Here is an 18,098-nt window from a genome sequence, read left to right on the forward strand (position 1 = left end):
GTGTAGTGAAACCAGCCCCATTAATAAAGTAAAAAATAGCATAAAGTTAAGAGGTCGTACCGCTAACCTCTTAAACCATAGCCATACCACCATTAACGTGAATGGTCTCACCAGTGATATAAGCTGCACCTTCCGATGCTAAAAATGCTACCGCAGCAGCAATTTCCCTTGGCTCGCCTAAGCGCGCTGCCGGAATATTATCAAAAATAGCTTGTTTTTGTTCATCATTCAGCGACTTGGTCATGTCAGTATCAATAAAACCTGGCGCCACACAATTTACCGTGATGCCACGTGCAGCAACTTCTTTCGCCATAGCTTTGCTAAAACCAACCAAGCCAGCTTTAGCTGCACAGTAGTTTACCTGTCCGGGGTTTCCGGTTGTACCAACAACTGAACTGATGTTGATAATACGCCCATTACGGCGTTTCATCATACCACGCACCACCGCTTTACAAACCTTAAATACCGCTGACAAATTGGTGTTTAGTACGGCATCCCACTCGTCATCTTTCATTCTCATCATTAAATTATCACGAGTAATACCCGCATTATTAACCAGAATATCAATAGAACCGTACTTCTTTTCAATATCTTTTATGGTCTGCTGCAAGCTTTCCGCGTCAGTAACGTCCAGCGCTAAACCTTCACCATTAGACCCCAGGTATTCTGAAATTGCGGCTGCACCTTTATCGGATGTTGCAGTACCAATAACTTTGGCGCCCTGACTGGCCAGAGTTTCTGCTATGGCCTTTCCTATTCCGCGGCTTGCGCCGGTAATCAATGCGACTTTATTTTCAAAGTTTTGCACGTTAATAACCTATTAATTAAAGTGAGTTTAAAGAGTCTAACGTATTCAGTGCGCTACAACCAAAAGACTTCGTAATACGCTTATTCAGACCGGTAAGTACTTTGCCCGGACCAACCTCATAAGCTGTTTCGACACCCATTTGGGCAATCTGTTCCACAGTTTCTGTCCAGCGCACCGGACAATATAGCTGACGTACCAATGCATCTTTAATGGCGTCTTCGCTATCGGCTACAGCGACATCTACATTATTAATAACCGCTGTATGTGGTTGCTGTAGCTTCACCGACTTTAACGCTTCACCCAATTGACTGGCTGCCGGCTGCATTAAAGCACAATGCGACGGAACGCTGACAGGTAATGGTAATACACGCTTCGCACCGGCTTCTTTTAAAGCCTCTGCAGCTCGGGCTACTGCTTCTGCGTGCCCTGCTATAACAACCTGACCCGGTGAGTTATAGTTCACCGGAGTGACCACCTGTCCTGCCGCTTGCTCCAGGCAAATCTTCTCAATGTCAGCGTCTTCCAGGCCAATTACTGCAGCCATAGCGCCTTCACCTTCAGCAACGGCTTGTTGCATAAATTGACCGCGTAAAGCGACTAATTTAACCGCATCAGAAAAAACAAGAGCTCCCGCGCAAACAAGTGCTGAATATTCACCTAGGCTGTGCCCCGCCATAACGCTCACATCGGCAAGGCCTTTTTCTTTAGCGACACGGTATAAAGCAACGCTAGCGGTCAGTAAAGCTGGCTGTGTGCGCTGGGTATCATTAAGTTTCTTCTCCGGCCCCTGTTGAACCAGTTCCCATAGATCGTAATCTAAAACTGAACTTGCTTCAGAAAATGTTTTTTTAATTAAGGCTAAGTCGTTCGATAAATCGCCTAACATTCCAACGCTTTGTGACCCTTGTCCCGGAAATAACAATGCCGTTTTAGTCATAATTACCCTCTTAATATTGAACCAGCGCAGAGCCCCAGGCGAAACCGCCACCAAAGGCCTCTAACAATAATTTTTGGCCGCGTTTTATACGTCCGTCTTTGACCGCCCAGTCAAGTGCTATTGGCACCGATGCCGCAGAAGTATTACCGGTTTTATCCAAAGTAATAACCACTCGCTCCATCGGCATATGTAATTTCTTTGCTGTTGCTTTAATGATACGCAAATTTGCCTGGTGAGGTATTAGCCAGTCCAGGTCCTGCGCCTGTAATCTATTCTCTGCCAGAGTATCGGTAACCAAACTGCTCAACTTAGCAACGGCAACTTTAAAAACCTCGTTACCTTTCATATACATCCAGGCGCTTTCTGCACTACCTTCAGTACCTCTGGGGGCTTGTTTCGCACCTAATAAGTGGCTGTATTCACCGGCGCTGTACAAGTGGGTTGATAGAATACCGGGGGAGTCACTTTGTTCAAGTATGACAGCACCGGCCCCGTCACCAAAAAGTACCAGAGTGTTGCGATCATCGGGATCACACAACCGGGCAAGAACGTCGGCTCCTATCACCAGTATGCGACGATGTTGACCACTTTTAATAAATTGATCGGCAACAGAAAGTGCATAAATAAAACCGGAGCATGCGGCTCCGACATCAAACGCGGGAATGGATGTAATACCCAGCATACGCTGAATTTCACATGCAGCACTTGGAAACGCGTGTTCTGCAGAAGTGGTCGCAACCACTATCATATCCACATCTTGTGGATCCAGTTGAGCCGCAGCTAAGGCTTCTTTAGCGGCTTCAAACCCAATTGTTGCGGCCGTTTCGTTAGCTCCCGCAATACGTCGTTCCTTGATACCCGTACGTTCGGTTATCCATTCATCGGAGGTATCAACGCGTTTCGAGAGTTCTTCATTGGTCAGTCGTTGTTCCGGAAGATAATGCCCGGTACCAACAATTTTTGAATAAGTCATAGCGCTACTTAACTGATTACAGCTGTTCTGATAAGACTGCTTCGACACGATGTTTAATTCGTTCAGGAAGCTGTTCATGCGCTTCTGCGACGGCTTGCTGAATTGCACTATAGAAAGCGCCGGCGCTAGCGCTACCGTGACTTTTTATCACGACATGCCGCAATCCTATCAGACTCGCACCATTGTAGTGGTCGGGCTTCAGCCTATCCCAGGACTTGTGCGTTCGTTTTTGTAGAAAACGGAAGAAGAATCGGTACAACCAATGTGAGTTAAGCGTTTCCCGCATCTGTTCAATAATAAAAGTTGCAAGACCTTCACAGCTTTTCAGTGCAATATTACCCACGAAGCCATCACAAACCACTACATCCGCACGTCCACTGAATAAATGATTACCTTCAATAAAACCAATATAGTTGACGTGGTCGCATTGTGCGAGTCGCGCAGCCGCGTTCCGCACCACATCGTTACCTTTAATGTCCTCTTCGCCCATATTAAGAAGGCTAATTTTAGGGGCAGGCACTCCAGAAAGATACTCCGCAGCGACAGCTCCCATAACACCAAATTGAAATAATGTTTCTGAGTCACAGCTTGCGTTGGCGCCCAAGTCCAATAGATACGATTTACCACCAGTTTGATTCGGCAGTGCTGTCATTAACGCCGGGCGTAACACTCCGGGCAAGGTTTTTAAGGTAAAATAGGCGTTAGTCATCAGCGCGCCGGTATTTCCTCCGCTTACCATAGCCTGACAATCGCCCTCTGTTAGTGTATTAAGAGCAATGCGCATGGAGGATTCTGGTTTGCTGCGTAAAGACTGCCCAGGCTTATCACCCATTTCGATGATTTGCTCTGCATGAATGAGTTTTACTGCCGGATGGGAGTTTAAGTGATGCTTTTCAAGCAACGGGATGAGTTCATGCTGGTGCCCGACAACGGTGAATTTAACATCAGGATACTGATGAACCGCTTTTTCCAGGGCTTCTATAACAATAGAGGGGCCATTATCGCCCCCCATTGCATCAATCGCTATGTTCAGTTCAGGCATGGCCTGTCTTACTTATTAACGACCTTACGACCCTTGTAATAACCGTCGGCTGTTACGTGGTGACGACGATGCGTTTCACCCGTAGTTGAGTCAACCGACAGTGTTGGGCCGTCTATCGCATCGTGTGAACGACGCATGTCGCGTCTTGAACGACTTTTCTTACTCTTTTGAACAGCCATTTACGCTATCTCCTGATTATTTACGCTTCAATTCTTGTAATACGGCAAACGGGTTCTCAGACTCTTCAGCAGCTGATTCGTCAATTTCGCCCCACGTCATCGCATCACGATCCACCTGACATGCCTTAGCGTCGTGCTTAGGAGCTAATGGCATAGCCAGAATTAATTCGTCTTCAACAAGCCCATGCAAGTTAATTTCCCCAAAATCGTTTACCTCAATAGCTTCATAGCTATCAGGAAAGTCATCTGCCACCTGCCGCTTAGTGACAGGAGCATACGCAAATTGCGCCAGAATATCAACTGCCAGGGGCGTATTACAGCGTTCACAAAGTACCTTTACAGCAACTTTTGCTTTCCCTGTAAAATAACTAATGCCCTGTTCATCAATTCCAAACTCAACACTTGCCTCAGGGTCCGGGCATGGTTCAACCAGACTTTCCTGAAGTCGTGTCAATGTTTTTCCAGGCACAACCCCGTCATATACCACTTTCTTGTTGGCACTTTTAACTGGGTCTACTGTTACGGGAATACGAACGTTTTGCATAGCGCGCGAATGTTAACGAAGTTCCACCTTAGTGACAAGGAAAATCTGTCGTTATTCCTTATTTAGAGGGTTAATTTTATGAGTTCTCAGCATATCCAGTAAGGCAATGGCCGGTAACCCGATTAATGTGTTGGGATCGTTCCCTTTTAAGCTGTTGAATAAACTGATGCCCAGGCCTTCACTTTTAAAGCTCCCGGCACAGTCAAATGGCTTTTCCAGCTCAACGTAGCGCTCAATCTCTGTTTCAGTTAAGTGTCGAAACTCTACGTTAAAAGGCTCTACTCTCACTTCACATTGTTCTGTGGCCGTGTTCAGTACTGCCAGTCCAGTGTAAAAAGTGACGGTTTTGCCAACAAAGCCCAATAATTGCTTAACGGCATTCTCGGTATTACCGGGTTTTCCCAGAATCTGTCCGTCACAAACTGCAACTTGATCAGAACCAATAATAACGGCATGTTCATGAGTCATGAGCTCTTCAACTGCACGGGCTTTGGTTTCAGCTAAACGCCCTACCAACTGTTGTGGGCTCTCGGAAGTGATTGCAGACTCATCAATGTTTGGCTTAACAACCTCGTATTTCAAGTGCAGTTTATCTAAAATTTCACGGCGGTATTTAGAACCTGAACCAAGGATTAACGGTAATGTCATGGTCTCTCCTTTATAAGTTTGTCACTTAACTCTGTTAATGAGTCTACAACCAAAGCAGCGCCCGCCTCCCGTAATCTTTCGGCGTTATGTACACCAAAACTAACACCAACCGGATGCACACCTGCTGCCACCGCCATTTTCATATCATGAACCGAGTCGCCAACCATCACCGTTTGTTCCGGATGAGCTTTTAGTTCATCCATTATCTCGTAAAGCATTTGTGGGTCAGGCTTGCCCAAGGTCTCACTTGCACAACGGGAAGTCGCAAAGTAATGCTCGGTTTCACTTTCTGACCAGACTCGTTTTAGCCCCCTGCGAGCTTTACCCGTTGCAACGGCCAACTGAAAGCCCGAATGAGTCAACTGAGACAGGACATCTTTTGCATCATTGAATAATGGTGACGGTGTGGGGTTTAAATCGACATATTCATCACGATACTGAACTAGAAAACTATCCAACTCTACAGGGTTAAGCACACCAAACAGCTTTTCAATTGCAGGCTCAAGGCTCAAACCAATAATATCTCTAACGGCAACATCGGTTGGAACAGGCAAGCCGACATGCTGAGCCGTGTTTTGCATAGACGACACAATCCGGCCTATCGAGTCCATCAAGGTGCCGTCCCAGTCAAACACAATAAGTCGCTTATCGTACATCATTATAAGCTGTCCATATTATTGTGGCGTTAATTGCTTTAATGTTTGTTGTAAGTTGTCATCCAGCGGCGCCTCGAAAGCAACTTCTTTGTCCGTAACAGGATGCTGGAAGCGCAATTGCCAGGCGTGTAAAAACAAACGTTTTAAGCCAACTTGGGACATTGTGTTATCAAAATCCGCGTCACCGTACTTAGGATCCTTTGCTATAGGATGTCCGGCGTGCAGTGCGTGCACTCTAATTTGGTGAGTTCTTCCGGTAACAGGAGAAGCTTCTACTAATGTCCCTTCCTTATACCTTTGCTGGATACGAAAGCGGGTTAAAGAGGCTTTACCTTCCGCATCAACGCGTACAATTCGTTCACCGGACTTTAATGTGTTCTTTTTTAGCGGGGCTTCAACACTACGAACCCGCTTTTGCCATTGCCCTCGAACTAATGCCAGGTATTGCTTATTCATTTCTTTGTTACGCAACTGTTCATGCAAGTTTCGCAGCACAGAACGCTTTTTAGCAACCAACAACAACCCGCTGGTATCTCTGTCCAGTCTATGTACCAGCTCTAAGCTCTTTTCTTTAGGGCGTAAGGCTCTAAGCCCTTCAATTAGACCGAACTGCAAGCCCGAACCACCATGCACTGCAACACCTGAAGGTTTATTAATTAACATCAGTGCGTCATCTTCGTACAAAATGGCATGTTCAAGCGCCGCTACCTGCTCTAAATTAGCTGACGGTAAATCCGGGCGTTCGCTGACTTTAACCGGAGGGATACGAATAAGATCGCCTTCCTTTAGCTTATAATCAGGTTTTATCCGCTTTTTATTAGCGCGCACTTCACCTTTACGTACAATTCGGTATACCAATGACTTAGGCACACCGCGTAATTGCGCAATTAGGAAGTTGTCTATTCGCTGCCCCGACTCGTCTGCAGAGACGGTGTACCAGCGGACTTCTTGTTGTATCGTTTTCATAACGCCATTTTACCATCATCTGCAGGATTCAACAGAGAAATTGTTGCTTGTATTTTCAGTGGTTTTCATGAAATAATTAAGTGTCAAAGTCCATCGAAGATGGCAGACGAAGAATATATTTCGCGCAGTCGAAGTAACAGAGCGACGCATTATCCACATCAGCATACGGTTTTAAAGTTTAAAAAGAGACTTGCCCGAGATGTTGATGGCACGGAGAAGAACACAGCACATCGAACACGCTTTGTTTAATAATCGATTGCAGACGTAAAATTTAGCGACAATATGACACCGAACAGTTGGTGTTATCGGCACAGTCAAACTCATTTTAGTTACACGTTGTAGATGACGGGTAACGCAGGTCCCAAAGGGCCTGCAGCGACAGACGAATTCGATAATTGCACGATCGCCATAGGGGCGTGTCATATTGTGGCCCAAAGAATTGAGTCACAGTAATGAAAAGAATGCTAATAAATGCCACGCAATTAGAAGAATTGCGTGTAGCGTTGGTTGACGGCCAACGCCTTTACGATTTAGATATTGAAAGCCCTGGTCACGAACAAAAGAAAGCCAACATCTATAAAGGCAAAATTACTCGTATTGAGCCTAGCCTTGAAGCGGCTTTCGTTGATTATGGCGCTGACCGCCACGGCTTCCTTCCTCTTAAAGAAATCGCAAAAACCTACTTCCCACAAGGTTATACCTTCCAGGGCCGCCCGAATATCAAAGACGTGGTTAAAGAAGGTCAGGAAGTTATTGTTCAAATTGATAAAGAAGAACGCGGACAAAAAGGCGCCGCCTTAACCACGTTTATTTCTTTAGCGGGCAGTTATTTGGTACTTATGCCAAATAACCCTCGCGCAGGCGGTATTTCACGTCGCATTGAAGGCGACGAGCGCTCAGCACTTAAAGAGGCTTTATCAGAACTGAATGTGCCTAAAGAAATGGGACTCATTGTTCGTACAGCTGGCGTAGGGAAATCTAAGGAAGAGTTAGAGTGGGATTTAAACGTCTTACTTAACCATTGGGAAGCTATTAGTAAAGCCGCCGATGAACGCCCTGCCCCTTTCCTTATTCACCAGGAAAGTAATGTTATTTTCCGTGCTCTGCGGGACTACTTACGCCGTGACATCGGCGAAGTGCTTATTGATAGCCCGAAAGTATACGAGCAGGTACGCACACACATACAATTAATTCGTCCGGACTTTCTGCAACGAGTAAAACAATATGAAGGTGACGTTCCGCTATTCAGTCACTATCAAATTGAAAGCCAAATTGAATCAGCTTTTCAACGCGAAGTTCGCCTTCCGTCCGGTGGTTCAATTGTTATCGATCCGACAGAAGCCTTAACCTCTATCGACATTAACTCCTCTCGCGCCACTAAAGGCGGAGATATCGAAGAGACTGCCCTGCAGACTAACCTTGAAGCGGCAGAAGAAATTGCGCGTCAGCTGCGCCTTCGCGATGTAGGTGGCTTAGTTGTAATCGATTTTATTGATATGACACCTTCTCGCCACCAACGCGATGTGGAAAACCGCCTGCGCGATAGTCTGTCTCAAGACAGAGCTCGTATTCAGGTTGCCCGTATTTCACGGTTTGGCTTGATGGAAATGTCGCGCCAACGCCTGCGCCCATCACTGGGTGAGTCTGCAAACAATGTTTGTCCTCGTTGTAACGGTCAGGGAACCATACGTTCAAGTGACTCTTTAGCACTTTCAATCTTACGTTTGATTGAAGAAGAAGCGATTAAAGACAATACCATTCAGGTTCATTCACAGGTGCCAGTTGACGTAGCCACGTATTTGTTAAACGAAAAGCGTCAATCGGTTAACCATATTGAAAAACGCCATAACGTTAAAATCGTCATTATTCCAAACCATCACCTGGAAACACCGCATTTTGAAGTTTTACGAATTCGTGATGACGAAGTTCCTGAATCAGCAAGTTTTCAGTTGGTGCAAAAACCAGAGCAAACGGAGTCTACGGTTTCTATTACCCTGACCCAGGATAAAGCTAAGTTTGAGGAGCCAGCATTAAAAGGCCTTCAGGCTCCGAGCGCAGCGCCTACCCCAGCGCCAAAAGTTGAAGCTAAAAAACCAGCTCAACCATCATTACTGACTCGTTTGAAAGCTTGGTTCTCAGGTTTATTTGGTTCCGATGAAACAGAAAGCCAGGCCGAAGCAAATAAAAACAAACAAAGAACTTCGCAAAATCAACGGAATCAGCAACGTCGAGGCCGTAACCGTCGTTCTGGTAACCGTCAGCAACGGGGTCGCAACCAGTCTACAGCTAACAAGGATGAGCCTAGCAAAGAAGCGGCTTCTACAGCTGAAGATAAGTCGACCGATTCACGTGATGATGCGGGCACTCGCAACACACGTAACCGGAATGACCGCAGACGTCGTGGACGCAGTAATAAAGCAAACCAGACACCAAAAACTGAAGCGGCTAAGAACGATCAAGCGAGTACTGCGGCTGAGCCAGAAAAAGCCAAAGAGCCAAAAGCTCCTCAGGATAAGCCTCGCCGTCAGCGTAAACCTATTGAAAAGTCGGTTAGAGTTTCATCTGCCGGCGATACAGTAAAAGCAAAAGAAGCTAAGCAAGAGGAACAAAGTACTGAGCAGGTCAGTACCGACAATAGCTCTCAAAAGCAAACAGCGGCAAAAGAAAAGCCGGCACAGCAAAGTAGCTCCGGTAAAGCTGAAAACAAAGCCATTTCTGATAAGGTGCTTGATCCACGCATTCAGGCAGCTGCTGAACTCGTACAAAATCAGGCTCAGTCTAAAACAGCTGATGACGAAAAGCATGAAGAGCAGCCAACAGCTCCTCCGGTAGAAAAAGCTAAGCAGGAAAGCGTGGAGCAAGAAGAAAAGGCAAAAGAAGCTGTTTCCGATAATGCGCCTCAGCCTGAAGATAAAGCTGAAACGGCTGTTGAGAAAGCTGAAGCACCTACACCAGCAGAGCATGCTGATGCAGCTGAACCTGAAGCGTCTCATGAAGCGCCAAAGGCCAAGGCCGTAGAAGAAGAGCCAGCAAAAGAAGGCACTGAGCCCAAAGCAAACGAAGAAAAGAAAGGTCGGGATCGCTCTCGCCGTTCTCCTCGCCACCAGCGTGCTGCGGGTCAAAAACGCAAGCAACAAGGTAAGGCCGAGGCCGTTATACCAAACCGTTCTTTGAGCGGCTCATCCTTTTCGGCCATGACTAAAGCTACGGCAGTAGAGCGCACTGAAGATTTCAAAGCGCTACCTATTGCACAAGCGACCAGTCGCCAGGAGTTTACTAAGGACAGTCGTGTAGCGAGTATTTCTCAGGCTCGCTCCAGTTCTTATGCTGAAATGGCGAAATGTGACTAAGGGTATTTAAGCAACAAAAAAGGTCGGTAGTTATACGCTACCGACCTTTTTTTATCTCTGGAGTTTGACTTCTTACTGCTTAATAGTAATGAATGCGCGGTTTTTTTCTAAGGTTTTTGCGCCTATACCTTTCACATCAAGTAGTTGCTCAACTTCTGTAAAGCCACCTAATTGCTCACGTAACTCGATAATTTGCTCGGCTCGTTTCACGCCGACACCAACCAGAACGTCGGAAATTTCCTGAGCAGAGCCGGTATTAATGTTGACAGTTTTTACGTTGGTATCTTGCACTACTGGTGATGCTGTTGCTGTAACCGGCATTGGGCCCGCTTGTGCACCGCAAACCCAAAAGAGTGATGTTCCTAATAGTATGGATAATAATTTTAGCTTCATAGTATCTATTCCCTTTCGATAAAATCACTGCGTCACTGCAGTAGAGATACTATAGCCGAACTTTTTTACCATCTGGCGAGATTACGACATTACCAGGCGTTAAGTAGGTTACTCTCCTATGGAAGCCAGAATTTCTGCAACGGTCTCTTCAGGGTTTTCTGAGCGCGTGATAGGACGCCCGATAACCATATAGTCAACACCTGCAAGCATAGCTTCCTTAGGGGTCATTACTCGCTTCTGATCGTCCGTTGCACTATTGGCAGGTCTTATCCCCGGCGTAACCAGTTTAAATGATTCACCCAGTGCGTCTTTAAGCATGCGCGCTTCTTGTGCAGAGCATACCACACCGTCTAAGCCTGATTTCTGCGTCAACTTAGCTAAATTGAGTACCTGTTGTTCTGCCGTTACCTGAATACCAATATCAGCAAGATCTGCATCACTCATACTGGTCAGCACCGTTACAGCAATTAGCAATGGTGGGTTATCAAAAGGCTCGAGAGCATCTTTAGCCGCTTTCATCATGTCACTTCCGCCACTGGCGTGGACATTGACAATATCAACACCAATTTTAGCCGCCGAAGTGACAGCTTTAGCAACTGTATTGGGAATATCGTGAAATTTTAAATCCAGAAAGATGGAAAAACCTTGTTCTACTTGCTTGCGCACCCATTCAGGGCCAATAGAGGTAAACAACTCTTTTCCAACTTTAAGTCCAACTTGCCCGGAAGGAAGCCTGCTGACTAACTGGTCAGCTTCTTCTTGTGTCTGGCAATCTAAAGCTACATATATTTTCGGCAATGCCATGTCTTATTCACCATCTAGTCCAAAAATAGGTTTTGTTGTTGACCAACTCTTACAGGAAGGACAACGCCAATACAAAGTATGCCCTGAGAAACCGCAATGACGGCACTTATAATTTGGCCTCTGCACTATGTGTTCGTGCACCATTTTCTGCAGTCTACGAAGACTGTCACGGGCATTACCAACATCAGCGGCCCGGATGTGAAGCCCCATTAAATAATGGAACCCTCGCATCGTTGGATGCTGCTCTAACACCTGAGTCATAAAGTGCTCGGCATCTTCAATGCTTTGAGATTCGCAAATTTTTTCGGCCAGTGTAATTGCTGCCGTTATTCCGGCGTTTTGCTCGACACAAGTATGGAGAAATTCGATAAACGTATGAGTATCAGAAGTCTTTTCAAAAGCTTCTTCTAGCAACGGTATGGTTTCGCAAACAAACGACTTATCTTGTTCAAATACCCGGGTCAGATAATTAATAGACTCACTATACCGCCCTTCATTCATATAGATTTTACCAAGGGAAAGTACGGCGCGAACACAGTTATCATCATGTTTTAATGCTTTATTGTAATGCTTTATTTTACTGGTGGTATTGTCATCTAATTCAGCAAGTTCGCAATAAAGTTGCGCCAGAACCACTCGAGCCTCCGGGTCTTGCTTAGACAGCCGTAAGGCAATCTTTATGGCTTTATCCCACTCATGGGTAGATTCGTACAGCTCCAGAAGGTGCTTTTGGCTCTTTTCCCGAAACAGTTTGTAACTTTGCAAACCCGCAAACATCTGTTCAGCGCGATCGTAAATTCCGGCAGAAAGGTAATCTTTTCCTAACTCATACATAGCTGTTAAACGGTCGTGCTCGGATAAATTAGGAAGTGATGTCAGATTTTTATGAATTTTTATTGCCCGGTCTACTTCGCCCCGGCGACGGAATAGCTTCCCTAAAGTCCAGTGCGTTTCAATGGTTTCGCTATCAACATCTAATAGCTCAACAAATAAGTCTACAGCTTTGTCTGGCTGGTCTGATAATAAAAGGTTGATACCAGTGGCGTACTGTTTAGAAAATCGTTTTTGCTCTTTCCGCTCTTCTGTGCGAACACTGTTACGACCCATGAACCAGCCATAGGCAGCAGCAATTGGTAGAAGTAGGAAAAGAAGCTCTAGCATGAGCTATTAACTCTCTTTATCCAATTTATTGACGCGTCTAAGCAGGCGATTGTAACGATAACGCCAGGACAGACTCGACAGGAAAAGTAGGAGAATACCAACAACAAACCCGCTACCAAAAAAGATAGCCAGTAATGATGCAACAGCCATTTCAGTTTGCAGTACCAACAAATTCACAATAACAGTTTGTGGGTTCTGGGCACCAAAAGCCATTGCTAAAAGAAATATGAGTAATACAGGAATGAGAATAAGCAGCTTCTTCAGCATAATCGCTTACCTGTTAGTTATAAAAAAACGGCATGCCAGTATAGCATGCCGTTTTTATCAATCGAGCTTAAAAACTAACTTAACGTATCGACCCTCTCGCGAAGCTCTTTGCCCGCCTTAAAATGCGGTACATACTTACCGTCTAATTCAACGGCTTCACCCGTTTTTGGGTTACGACCTACACGAGGAGCCCGATAATGCAGAGAGAAGCTTCCAAACCCTCGAATTTCTACGCGCTTGCCTTGTGACAAGGACTGCACCATCTGTTCAAGAATTTCTTTTACCGAAGCTTCAACCTGCTTAGGAGGTAACTCGTGTTTCAAAGTTAACCTTTCAATCAGCTCTGATTTAGTCATCATTACCTCCTCTAATCAACTGCGTAAGTGCAGGAAATTATTCGTCGTCAGTTTTTGCAGCTTTAAAGGCTTCAGCCATTGCGCTGTTAAGACCGCCGCTTTCTTGCTGCTTGTTGACGCTTTCAACCGCTTCTTTCTCTTCTGCTTCGTCTTTCGCTTTGATAGACAAGCTCAGAGTGCGGTTTTTGCGATCAACGCCCATGAAGCGAGCTTCAATAGAATCACCAACGCTTAATTCAGTGCTTGCATCTTCAACACGCTCACGTGAGATGTCTGCTGCACGAACATAGCCTTCAACGCTTTCAGCTAATTCAACTTTAGCGCCTTTAGCGTCTACTTCAGTAACTGTACCTGTAACAATAGCACCTTTTTTATTGGCTGCCAGGTAGTTATTGAATGGGTCTTCTTCAAGCTGCTTGATACCTAGTGAAATACGCTCACGTTCAGCATCAACCTGCATAACTACAGCGGTAACTTCTTCACCTTTTTTGTAGTCACGAACGGCTTCTTCGCCAGTAGCGTTCCAGCTAATGTCTGACAAGTGAACCAAACCATCAATACCGCCGTCAAGACCGATGAAGATACCGAAGTCAGTGATTGACTTGATCTTACCAGTAACTTGCTCGCCTTTATTGTGGTTCTTCGCAAACTCTTCCCAAGGGTTAGGTTTGCACTGCTTAAGGCCTAGTGAAATACGACGACGTTCTTCGTCAATTTCCAGAACCATAACTTCAACAGTGTCGTCCAGGTTAACCACTTTAGAAGGATGAACGTTTTTGTTAGTCCAGTCCATTTCTGAGACGTGTACCAGACCTTCAACACCCTCTTCGATTTCAACGAAGCAGCCGTAATCAGTCAAGTTCGTAACACGACCAGTTAAACGGTGACCTTCTGGGTAACGGTTTGCGATATCTGCCCATGGATCTTCGCCTAATTGCTTAAGGCCAAGAGATACACGAGTGCGCTCACGATCAAACTTCAATACTTTAACAGTGATTTCATCGCCAACGTTTACGATTTCACTTGGGTGCTTAACGCGTTTCCAAGCCATATCAGTAATGTGCAATAAGCCATCGACGCCGCCTAAATCAACGAATGCGCCGTAGTCAGTCAGGTTCTTAACGATACCCTGAACTTCCTGACCTTCTTGCAAGTTTTCAAGCAGCTCTTCACGCTCTGCACTGTTCTCTTTCTCGATAACAGCACGGCGAGACACAACAACGTTGTTACGTTTTTGATCAAGCTTGATAACTTTGAATTCTAAATCTTTGTTTTCCAGGTGCGTTGTTTCACGTACTGGACGTACATCAACCAGTGAACCAGGCAAGAATGCGCGAACGCCGCCTAAGTCTACTGTGAAGCCACCCTTAACCTTACCAGAAATAATACCGATAACGGTTGCATTGTCTTCGTGTGCTTTTTCAAGCTGCAGCCATGCTTCGTAACGTTTCGCTTTTTCGCGAGACAGAATGGTTTCACCAAAGCCGTCTTCTACTGCATCAAGGGCTACATCAACTTCGTCACCGACGCTGACTTCTAATTCACCTTCTGCATTACGGAACTGTTCTGCTGGAATCGCGCTTTCTGATTTAAGACCCGCGTCTACTAAGACCAAATCTTTTTCGATGGCAACGATAGTACCTTTAACAATGGAGCCCGGGCGTGTTTCAACTTCCTTTAGGCTTTCTTCAAATAATTCTGCAAAATTTTCTGACATAGTGATTAACTTCGCTTATAAATAAGACGTCCACTGAACTTCCGTATACAGCGGGGTTATTAAAAAAGTCTGTTTGCTTCCTTACAACAGACGCCTAATTAAGGTCACATGACCCTAGCTAGCCTTTGAGAGTTTGCTATGAGCAAACATCAATACTTGTTCCAACACGTCGTCTACCGGCGTATCGGTGGAATCCAGATATAACGCATCCTCGGCTGGCTTTAGTGGGGCCACCGAGCGATTCGTATCTCGATCATCTCGTTCTTTTATTTCGTTCACTAATTGATCAATATTAGCATCAAAACCTTTTTCCTTCAATTGCTCAAAGCGTCGCCTTGCGCGCTCTTCGGCTGAAGCCGTCAAAAAGATTTTGGCATCGGCATCGGTAAACACAACGGTTCCCATATCGCGCCCATCGGCTACTAACCCCGGAAGCTCTTTAAAGCCACGCTGACGGCGAAGAAGCGCTTCTCGCACTCTTGGAAGAGCGGCAATTTTAGAGGCCATATTACCCACCTGTTCAGTTCGGATCGTCATGGTGACGTCCTCACCTTCAAGAATGATATGCGTTAACGAGCGTTCTTCTTCTGCTTCAAACTTCACGTCTAGGTGCGCCGCTAAAGCCACCAGACTTTCTTCATCTTCCGGCGTAAAATCGTGATGCAAAGCCGCTAATGCCAGCACGCGATAAATCGCGCCGCTGTCCAGCAAATGCCAACCTAGCTTCTCTGCCAGTAGTCGGCTTATCGTTCCTTTTCCTGCCCCACTCGGCCCGTCAATCGTAATGACTGGAATATGAGTTGCCATAAAATCCTCTAATTGCTCTGCATTACGCAGCATTTAGCCGCGCAATTATACGCATTTGTAAAAAAATTGCATTAATCAAAGTCAGCAAGTCTATGAGTTAACTGTGACAGAGCCGTGAAAACTCAGAGAAATAGTTGGGATAGGTCTTAGCGCAGCAATCCGGATCATTGATCGTAACGCCGGCAGGTGAGAACGCCGCAAGTGAAAAGCACATTGCCATGCGATGATCATCATAAGTATCAATACACGCGTGTTGCCAGTTCTTAATCGGTTCTATATAGAGGTAATCCCGCCCTTCTTCTACTAGGGCACCCAGTTTGCGCAATTCTGTTGCCATAGCGTACAGGCGATCGGTTTCTTTAACGCGCCAATTAGCCACATTACGAATGGTTGTAGGTTTATCAGCAAAAAGTGCTAATGGTGCAACCGTCATTGCCGCATCTGGAATATCGTTAAAGTCCTGATCGATGCCTTTGACTATTCCCGTTCCGGTAACTGTTATGCTGTTGTCCTGGTAAGCCACAGAGGCTCCCATTTGCTCTATTACCTCAGCAAAACGTTTATCGCCCTGTATCGAGTTTTTACCGACGCCTATTATCTCAACCGGACCTCGCCCTAATAATGCTGCAGCCATCCAGTAGGAGGCCGCACTGGCATCACCTTCTACCCAGTACTCTCCGGGCGACTGATAAACTTGTTTTCCGGCAATGACATAGCATTGAGGAGAGTCCTCTTTTACGGAAATACCAAAGTCCGCCAGCATTTGCAGAGTTAGGTTAATATAAGGTCGGGAAACCACCTCGCCTTTTAGCGTTAAGGTTGAATCACCGGGCAACAGAGGAAGCGCCATAAGTAACGCCGAAATAAACTGACTGGATACTGAGCCATCAATTTCAAACTTGCCCGGGGCTAAACCTTGTGAAATAGCGAGTGGTGGAAAGCCCGACTCGCCCAAGTAATCAATTGACGCTCCCTGCATTTGCAAAGCATCAACTAAGTGTTGAACCGGTCGTTCATGCATTCGGGCATCGCCCTTCAGAACCATAGGTGCCAGCTCTTCTTTTGCCGTCGCTGATAACACGGCAATAAGCGGTCGCATCGCTGTTCCAGCATTACCTAAATAAAGTTCAGAGGAAGCCTGACGCCAATGACCACCTAAACCCTCAACCTGAGTTGTAAGTTCATCGTCTTTAAAGCTAACACCCAGAGCAAGCAAAGCTTCACGCATACGACTGGTGTCATCACTGACCAGTAAATTGTGTAAGGTGACGGGAGTCTGGCATAAAGCGGCCATAAGCAGTGCCCGGTTAGCAATACTTTTTGAGCCGGGTAAAGTGACAGTACCGCGACAATGCTGTCGCGGCTCTAAATGAATAGAATTAGCCACGCAGCTTTTTCATTGCCTTAATAAAAGCCTGGTTTTCTTCAGGCAGGCCAATGCTGACACGTAAATGATTAGGCAACTCATAGCCACCAACAGGACGTACAATAACGCCCTCATGCAGAAGTTCGTCATAGAGCTTCTCGGCATCGGGCCCGACTTCTATGGTCAAAAAGTTACCATAAGAAGGAATGTAGTTAAGGCCTAATTCTTCACAAAACTCAGTTAGCTGCTTCATGCCCTGTGCGTTTAACTCAACGGCTTTTTGCAAATAGGCATGATCATCCAGTACCACTTCCGCCGCTTTAAGTGACAGCGAATTCATGTTGAATGGCTGGCGAATACGGTTAAGAACATCGGCTACGCTCTCATGACTTACGGCATAACCTGCGCGTAAACCGGCTAACCCATAGGCTTTAGAAAAGGTTCGGCTAACCACTAGGTTAGGGTAATCTTTTATCCACTCAACCGATGGCGCCCGCTCTTCTTCTGGCACATACTCGTAATAAGCTTCATCAAGAACCACGATAATATTTTGCGGTATTTTATCCATGAAGCTTTTCAGTGCAAAAGTCGATAAAAATGTACCCGTTGGATTATTGGGGTTAGCAATAAAAATCATCTTGGTTTTATCGGTAACGGCTTTAGCCATACCATCAAGATCATGGCCATAATCTACCGCAGGAACGGCAACAGGTTTAGCACCAATAGCCTGAGTAACTAACGGATACACCACAAACGCATGCTGAGAGAAAATAACTTCGTCTTTATCTGACACAAAGGTCCGAGCTAAAATCTCTAAAACATCGTTAGAGCCGTTACCCAAAGTTATTTGTTGCGTACCGACCTCGTTGAGTTCTGCCAGACGACTTTTAAGGTAATAACCGTTAGCATCGGGGTAACGCACTAAATCGGTTAACTCAGCCTCCAGAGCCGTTTTGACCTTTTCACTCAAGCCCAATGGGTTTTCATTTGAAGCCAGCTTAACCACGTGTTTTAAACCTAACTCACGCTGCAATTCGGATGTTGGCTTGCCCGCCTGATACGGACGTAATTGTTTAACTCCGGGATTAACCAGTTCTAATGCGTTGACTTCTGCCATAGCGATT

The 18,098-nt window shown here is 45.8% G+C and carries 19 protein-coding genes; 1 reads left to right on the forward strand and 18 read right to left on the reverse strand.

The window, feature by feature from the left end:
* Positions 1–70 precede the first annotated feature (70 nt).
* Genes fabG through rluC form a run of 9 tightly spaced genes read right to left on the reverse strand, consistent with a single transcriptional unit; the run spans position 71 to position 6,753 of the window.
* Complete coding sequence (gene fabG / locus ACP7FG_RS01995) at positions 71–808, reverse strand: 3-oxoacyl-ACP reductase FabG (protein ID WP_224797470.1); 738 nt, start codon at positions 806–808, stop codon at positions 71–73.
* Positions 809–824: 16 nt separating this feature from the next.
* Complete coding sequence (fabD, locus tag ACP7FG_RS02000; RefSeq protein WP_439225356.1) at positions 825–1,745, reverse strand: ACP S-malonyltransferase; 921 nt, start codon at positions 1,743–1,745, stop codon at positions 825–827.
* A gap of 10 nt (positions 1,746–1,755) precedes the next feature.
* A complete protein-coding gene (locus ACP7FG_RS02005) occupies positions 1,756–2,718 on the reverse strand; it encodes a beta-ketoacyl-ACP synthase III (RefSeq protein ID WP_439225357.1) in 963 nt (320 codons plus the stop codon).
* Between the two features lie 16 nt (positions 2,719–2,734).
* Positions 2,735–3,760, reverse strand: a complete 1,026-nt coding sequence (gene plsX, locus ACP7FG_RS02010; protein WP_439225358.1) for a phosphate acyltransferase PlsX — start codon at positions 3,758–3,760, stop codon at positions 2,735–2,737.
* Between the two features lie 8 nt (positions 3,761–3,768).
* Positions 3,769–3,939, reverse strand: a complete 171-nt coding sequence (rpmF, locus tag ACP7FG_RS02015; protein ID WP_011234590.1) for a 50S ribosomal protein L32 — start codon at positions 3,937–3,939, stop codon at positions 3,769–3,771.
* A gap of 16 nt (positions 3,940–3,955) precedes the next feature.
* Positions 3,956–4,483, reverse strand: a complete 528-nt coding sequence (gene yceD / locus ACP7FG_RS02020; protein WP_439225359.1) for a 23S rRNA accumulation protein YceD — start codon at positions 4,481–4,483, stop codon at positions 3,956–3,958.
* 51 nt (positions 4,484–4,534) lie between these two features.
* Positions 4,535–5,131, reverse strand: a complete 597-nt coding sequence (locus tag ACP7FG_RS02025; RefSeq protein ID WP_439225360.1) for a Maf family protein — start codon at positions 5,129–5,131, stop codon at positions 4,535–4,537.
* Positions 5,128–5,790 carry an HAD-IA family hydrolase gene (locus tag ACP7FG_RS02030; RefSeq protein ID WP_439225361.1) on the reverse strand — a complete coding sequence of 221 codons (663 nt, stop codon included), beginning with the start codon at positions 5,788–5,790 and terminating at the stop codon, positions 5,128–5,130. The genes ACP7FG_RS02025 and ACP7FG_RS02030 overlap by 4 nt, the downstream gene beginning before the upstream one ends.
* Before the next feature lie 15 nt (positions 5,791–5,805).
* Positions 5,806–6,753, reverse strand: coding sequence for a 23S rRNA pseudouridine(955/2504/2580) synthase RluC (gene rluC, locus ACP7FG_RS02035; protein WP_439225362.1), 948 nt, complete (start codon positions 6,751–6,753; stop codon positions 5,806–5,808).
* A gap of 452 nt (positions 6,754–7,205) precedes the next feature.
* Here rluC and rne point away from each other — a divergent pair, with 452 nt between their 5' ends.
* Positions 7,206–10,103, forward strand: coding sequence for a ribonuclease E (gene rne / locus ACP7FG_RS02040; protein WP_439225363.1), 2,898 nt, complete (start codon positions 7,206–7,208; stop codon positions 10,101–10,103).
* 72 nt (positions 10,104–10,175) lie between these two features.
* On the opposite strand, the gene ACP7FG_RS02045 is transcribed toward rne, so the two are convergent.
* The 9 genes from ACP7FG_RS02045 to hisC all read right to left on the reverse strand — a co-directional run bounded on the left by ACP7FG_RS02045 (position 10,176) and on the right by hisC (position 18,091).
* Positions 10,176–10,496 (reverse strand): ComEA family DNA-binding protein, encoded by a 321-nt coding sequence (locus tag ACP7FG_RS02045; protein ID WP_439225364.1) that lies wholly within the window; start codon positions 10,494–10,496, stop codon positions 10,176–10,178.
* 108 nt (positions 10,497–10,604) lie between these two features.
* Positions 10,605–11,300 (reverse strand): orotidine-5'-phosphate decarboxylase, encoded by a 696-nt coding sequence (gene pyrF / locus ACP7FG_RS02050; protein ID WP_439225365.1) that lies wholly within the window; start codon positions 11,298–11,300, stop codon positions 10,605–10,607.
* A 3-nt stretch (positions 11,301–11,303) separates the two neighbouring features.
* A complete protein-coding gene (gene lapB, locus ACP7FG_RS02055; protein WP_439225366.1) occupies positions 11,304–12,461 on the reverse strand; it encodes a lipopolysaccharide assembly protein LapB in 1,158 nt (385 codons plus the stop codon).
* Between the two features lie 6 nt (positions 12,462–12,467).
* Positions 12,468–12,728, reverse strand: coding sequence for a lipopolysaccharide assembly protein LapA domain-containing protein (locus tag ACP7FG_RS02060; protein WP_054487637.1), 261 nt, complete (start codon positions 12,726–12,728; stop codon positions 12,468–12,470).
* A gap of 74 nt (positions 12,729–12,802) precedes the next feature.
* Positions 12,803–13,084, reverse strand: coding sequence for an integration host factor subunit beta (locus ACP7FG_RS02065; protein ID WP_054487634.1), 282 nt, complete (start codon positions 13,082–13,084; stop codon positions 12,803–12,805).
* Between the two features lie 37 nt (positions 13,085–13,121).
* Positions 13,122–14,801 carry a 30S ribosomal protein S1 gene (gene rpsA / locus ACP7FG_RS02070; RefSeq protein ID WP_054487632.1) on the reverse strand — a complete coding sequence of 560 codons (1,680 nt, stop codon included), beginning with the start codon at positions 14,799–14,801 and terminating at the stop codon, positions 13,122–13,124.
* Between the two features lie 114 nt (positions 14,802–14,915).
* Entirely contained in the window at positions 14,916–15,608 is a 693-nt protein-coding gene (gene cmk / locus ACP7FG_RS02075) for a (d)CMP kinase (RefSeq protein ID WP_054488516.1), read from the reverse strand.
* A 97-nt stretch (positions 15,609–15,705) separates the two neighbouring features.
* On the reverse strand, positions 15,706–16,995 hold the full coding sequence (gene aroA, locus ACP7FG_RS02080) for a 3-phosphoshikimate 1-carboxyvinyltransferase (protein ID WP_439225367.1): 1,290 nt from the start codon (positions 16,993–16,995) through the stop codon (positions 15,706–15,708).
* Positions 16,988–18,091, reverse strand: coding sequence for a histidinol-phosphate transaminase (hisC, locus tag ACP7FG_RS02085; RefSeq protein ID WP_439225368.1), 1,104 nt, complete (start codon positions 18,089–18,091; stop codon positions 16,988–16,990). Before hisC ends, aroA begins: the two co-directional genes overlap by 8 nt.
* Positions 18,092–18,098: the final 7 nt, after the last annotated feature.

This window comes from Idiomarina sp. ST10R2A5 (assembly GCF_051842325.1).
GTDB lineage: Bacteria > Pseudomonadota > Gammaproteobacteria > Enterobacterales > Alteromonadaceae > Idiomarina > Idiomarina abyssalis.

Bases quoted from the DNA above. Each gene is read 5' to 3' on its own strand.
- ACP7FG_RS02045 (WP_439225364.1), bottom strand. From the start codon at position 10,496: ATGAAGCTAAAATTATTATCCATACTATTAGGAACATCACTCTTTTGG.
- cmk (WP_054488516.1), bottom strand. From the start codon at position 15,608: ATGGCAACTCATATTCCAGTCATTACGATTGACGGGCCGAGTGGGGCA.
- plsX (WP_439225358.1), bottom strand. From the start codon at position 3,760: ATGCCTGAACTGAACATAGCGATTGATGCAATGGGGGGCGATAATGGC.
- ACP7FG_RS02025 (WP_439225360.1), bottom strand. From the start codon at position 5,131: ATGACATTACCGTTAATCCTTGGTTCAGGTTCTAAATACCGCCGTGAA.
- hisC (WP_439225368.1), bottom strand. From the start codon at position 18,091: ATGGCAGAAGTCAACGCATTAGAACTGGTTAATCCCGGAGTTAAACAA.
- pyrF (WP_439225365.1), bottom strand. From the start codon at position 11,300: ATGGCATTGCCGAAAATATATGTAGCTTTAGATTGCCAGACACAAGAA.
- rluC (WP_439225362.1), bottom strand. From the start codon at position 6,753: ATGAAAACGATACAACAAGAAGTCCGCTGGTACACCGTCTCTGCAGAC.
- rpmF (WP_011234590.1), bottom strand. From the start codon at position 3,939: ATGGCTGTTCAAAAGAGTAAGAAAAGTCGTTCAAGACGCGACATGCGT.
- rne (WP_439225363.1), top strand. From the start codon at position 7,206: ATGAAAAGAATGCTAATAAATGCCACGCAATTAGAAGAATTGCGTGTA.
- ACP7FG_RS02065 (WP_054487634.1), bottom strand. From the start codon at position 13,084: ATGACTAAATCAGAGCTGATTGAAAGGTTAACTTTGAAACACGAGTTA.
- rpsA (WP_054487632.1), bottom strand. From the start codon at position 14,801: ATGTCAGAAAATTTTGCAGAATTATTTGAAGAAAGCCTAAAGGAAGTT.
- fabD (WP_439225356.1), bottom strand. From the start codon at position 1,745: ATGACTAAAACGGCATTGTTATTTCCGGGACAAGGGTCACAAAGCGTT.
- ACP7FG_RS02060 (WP_054487637.1), bottom strand. From the start codon at position 12,728: ATGCTGAAGAAGCTGCTTATTCTCATTCCTGTATTACTCATATTTCTT.
- lapB (WP_439225366.1), bottom strand. From the start codon at position 12,461: ATGCTAGAGCTTCTTTTCCTACTTCTACCAATTGCTGCTGCCTATGGC.
- yceD (WP_439225359.1), bottom strand. From the start codon at position 4,483: ATGCAAAACGTTCGTATTCCCGTAACAGTAGACCCAGTTAAAAGTGCC.
- ACP7FG_RS02005 (WP_439225357.1), bottom strand. From the start codon at position 2,718: ATGACTTATTCAAAAATTGTTGGTACCGGGCATTATCTTCCGGAACAA.
- ACP7FG_RS02030 (WP_439225361.1), bottom strand. From the start codon at position 5,790: ATGATGTACGATAAGCGACTTATTGTGTTTGACTGGGACGGCACCTTG.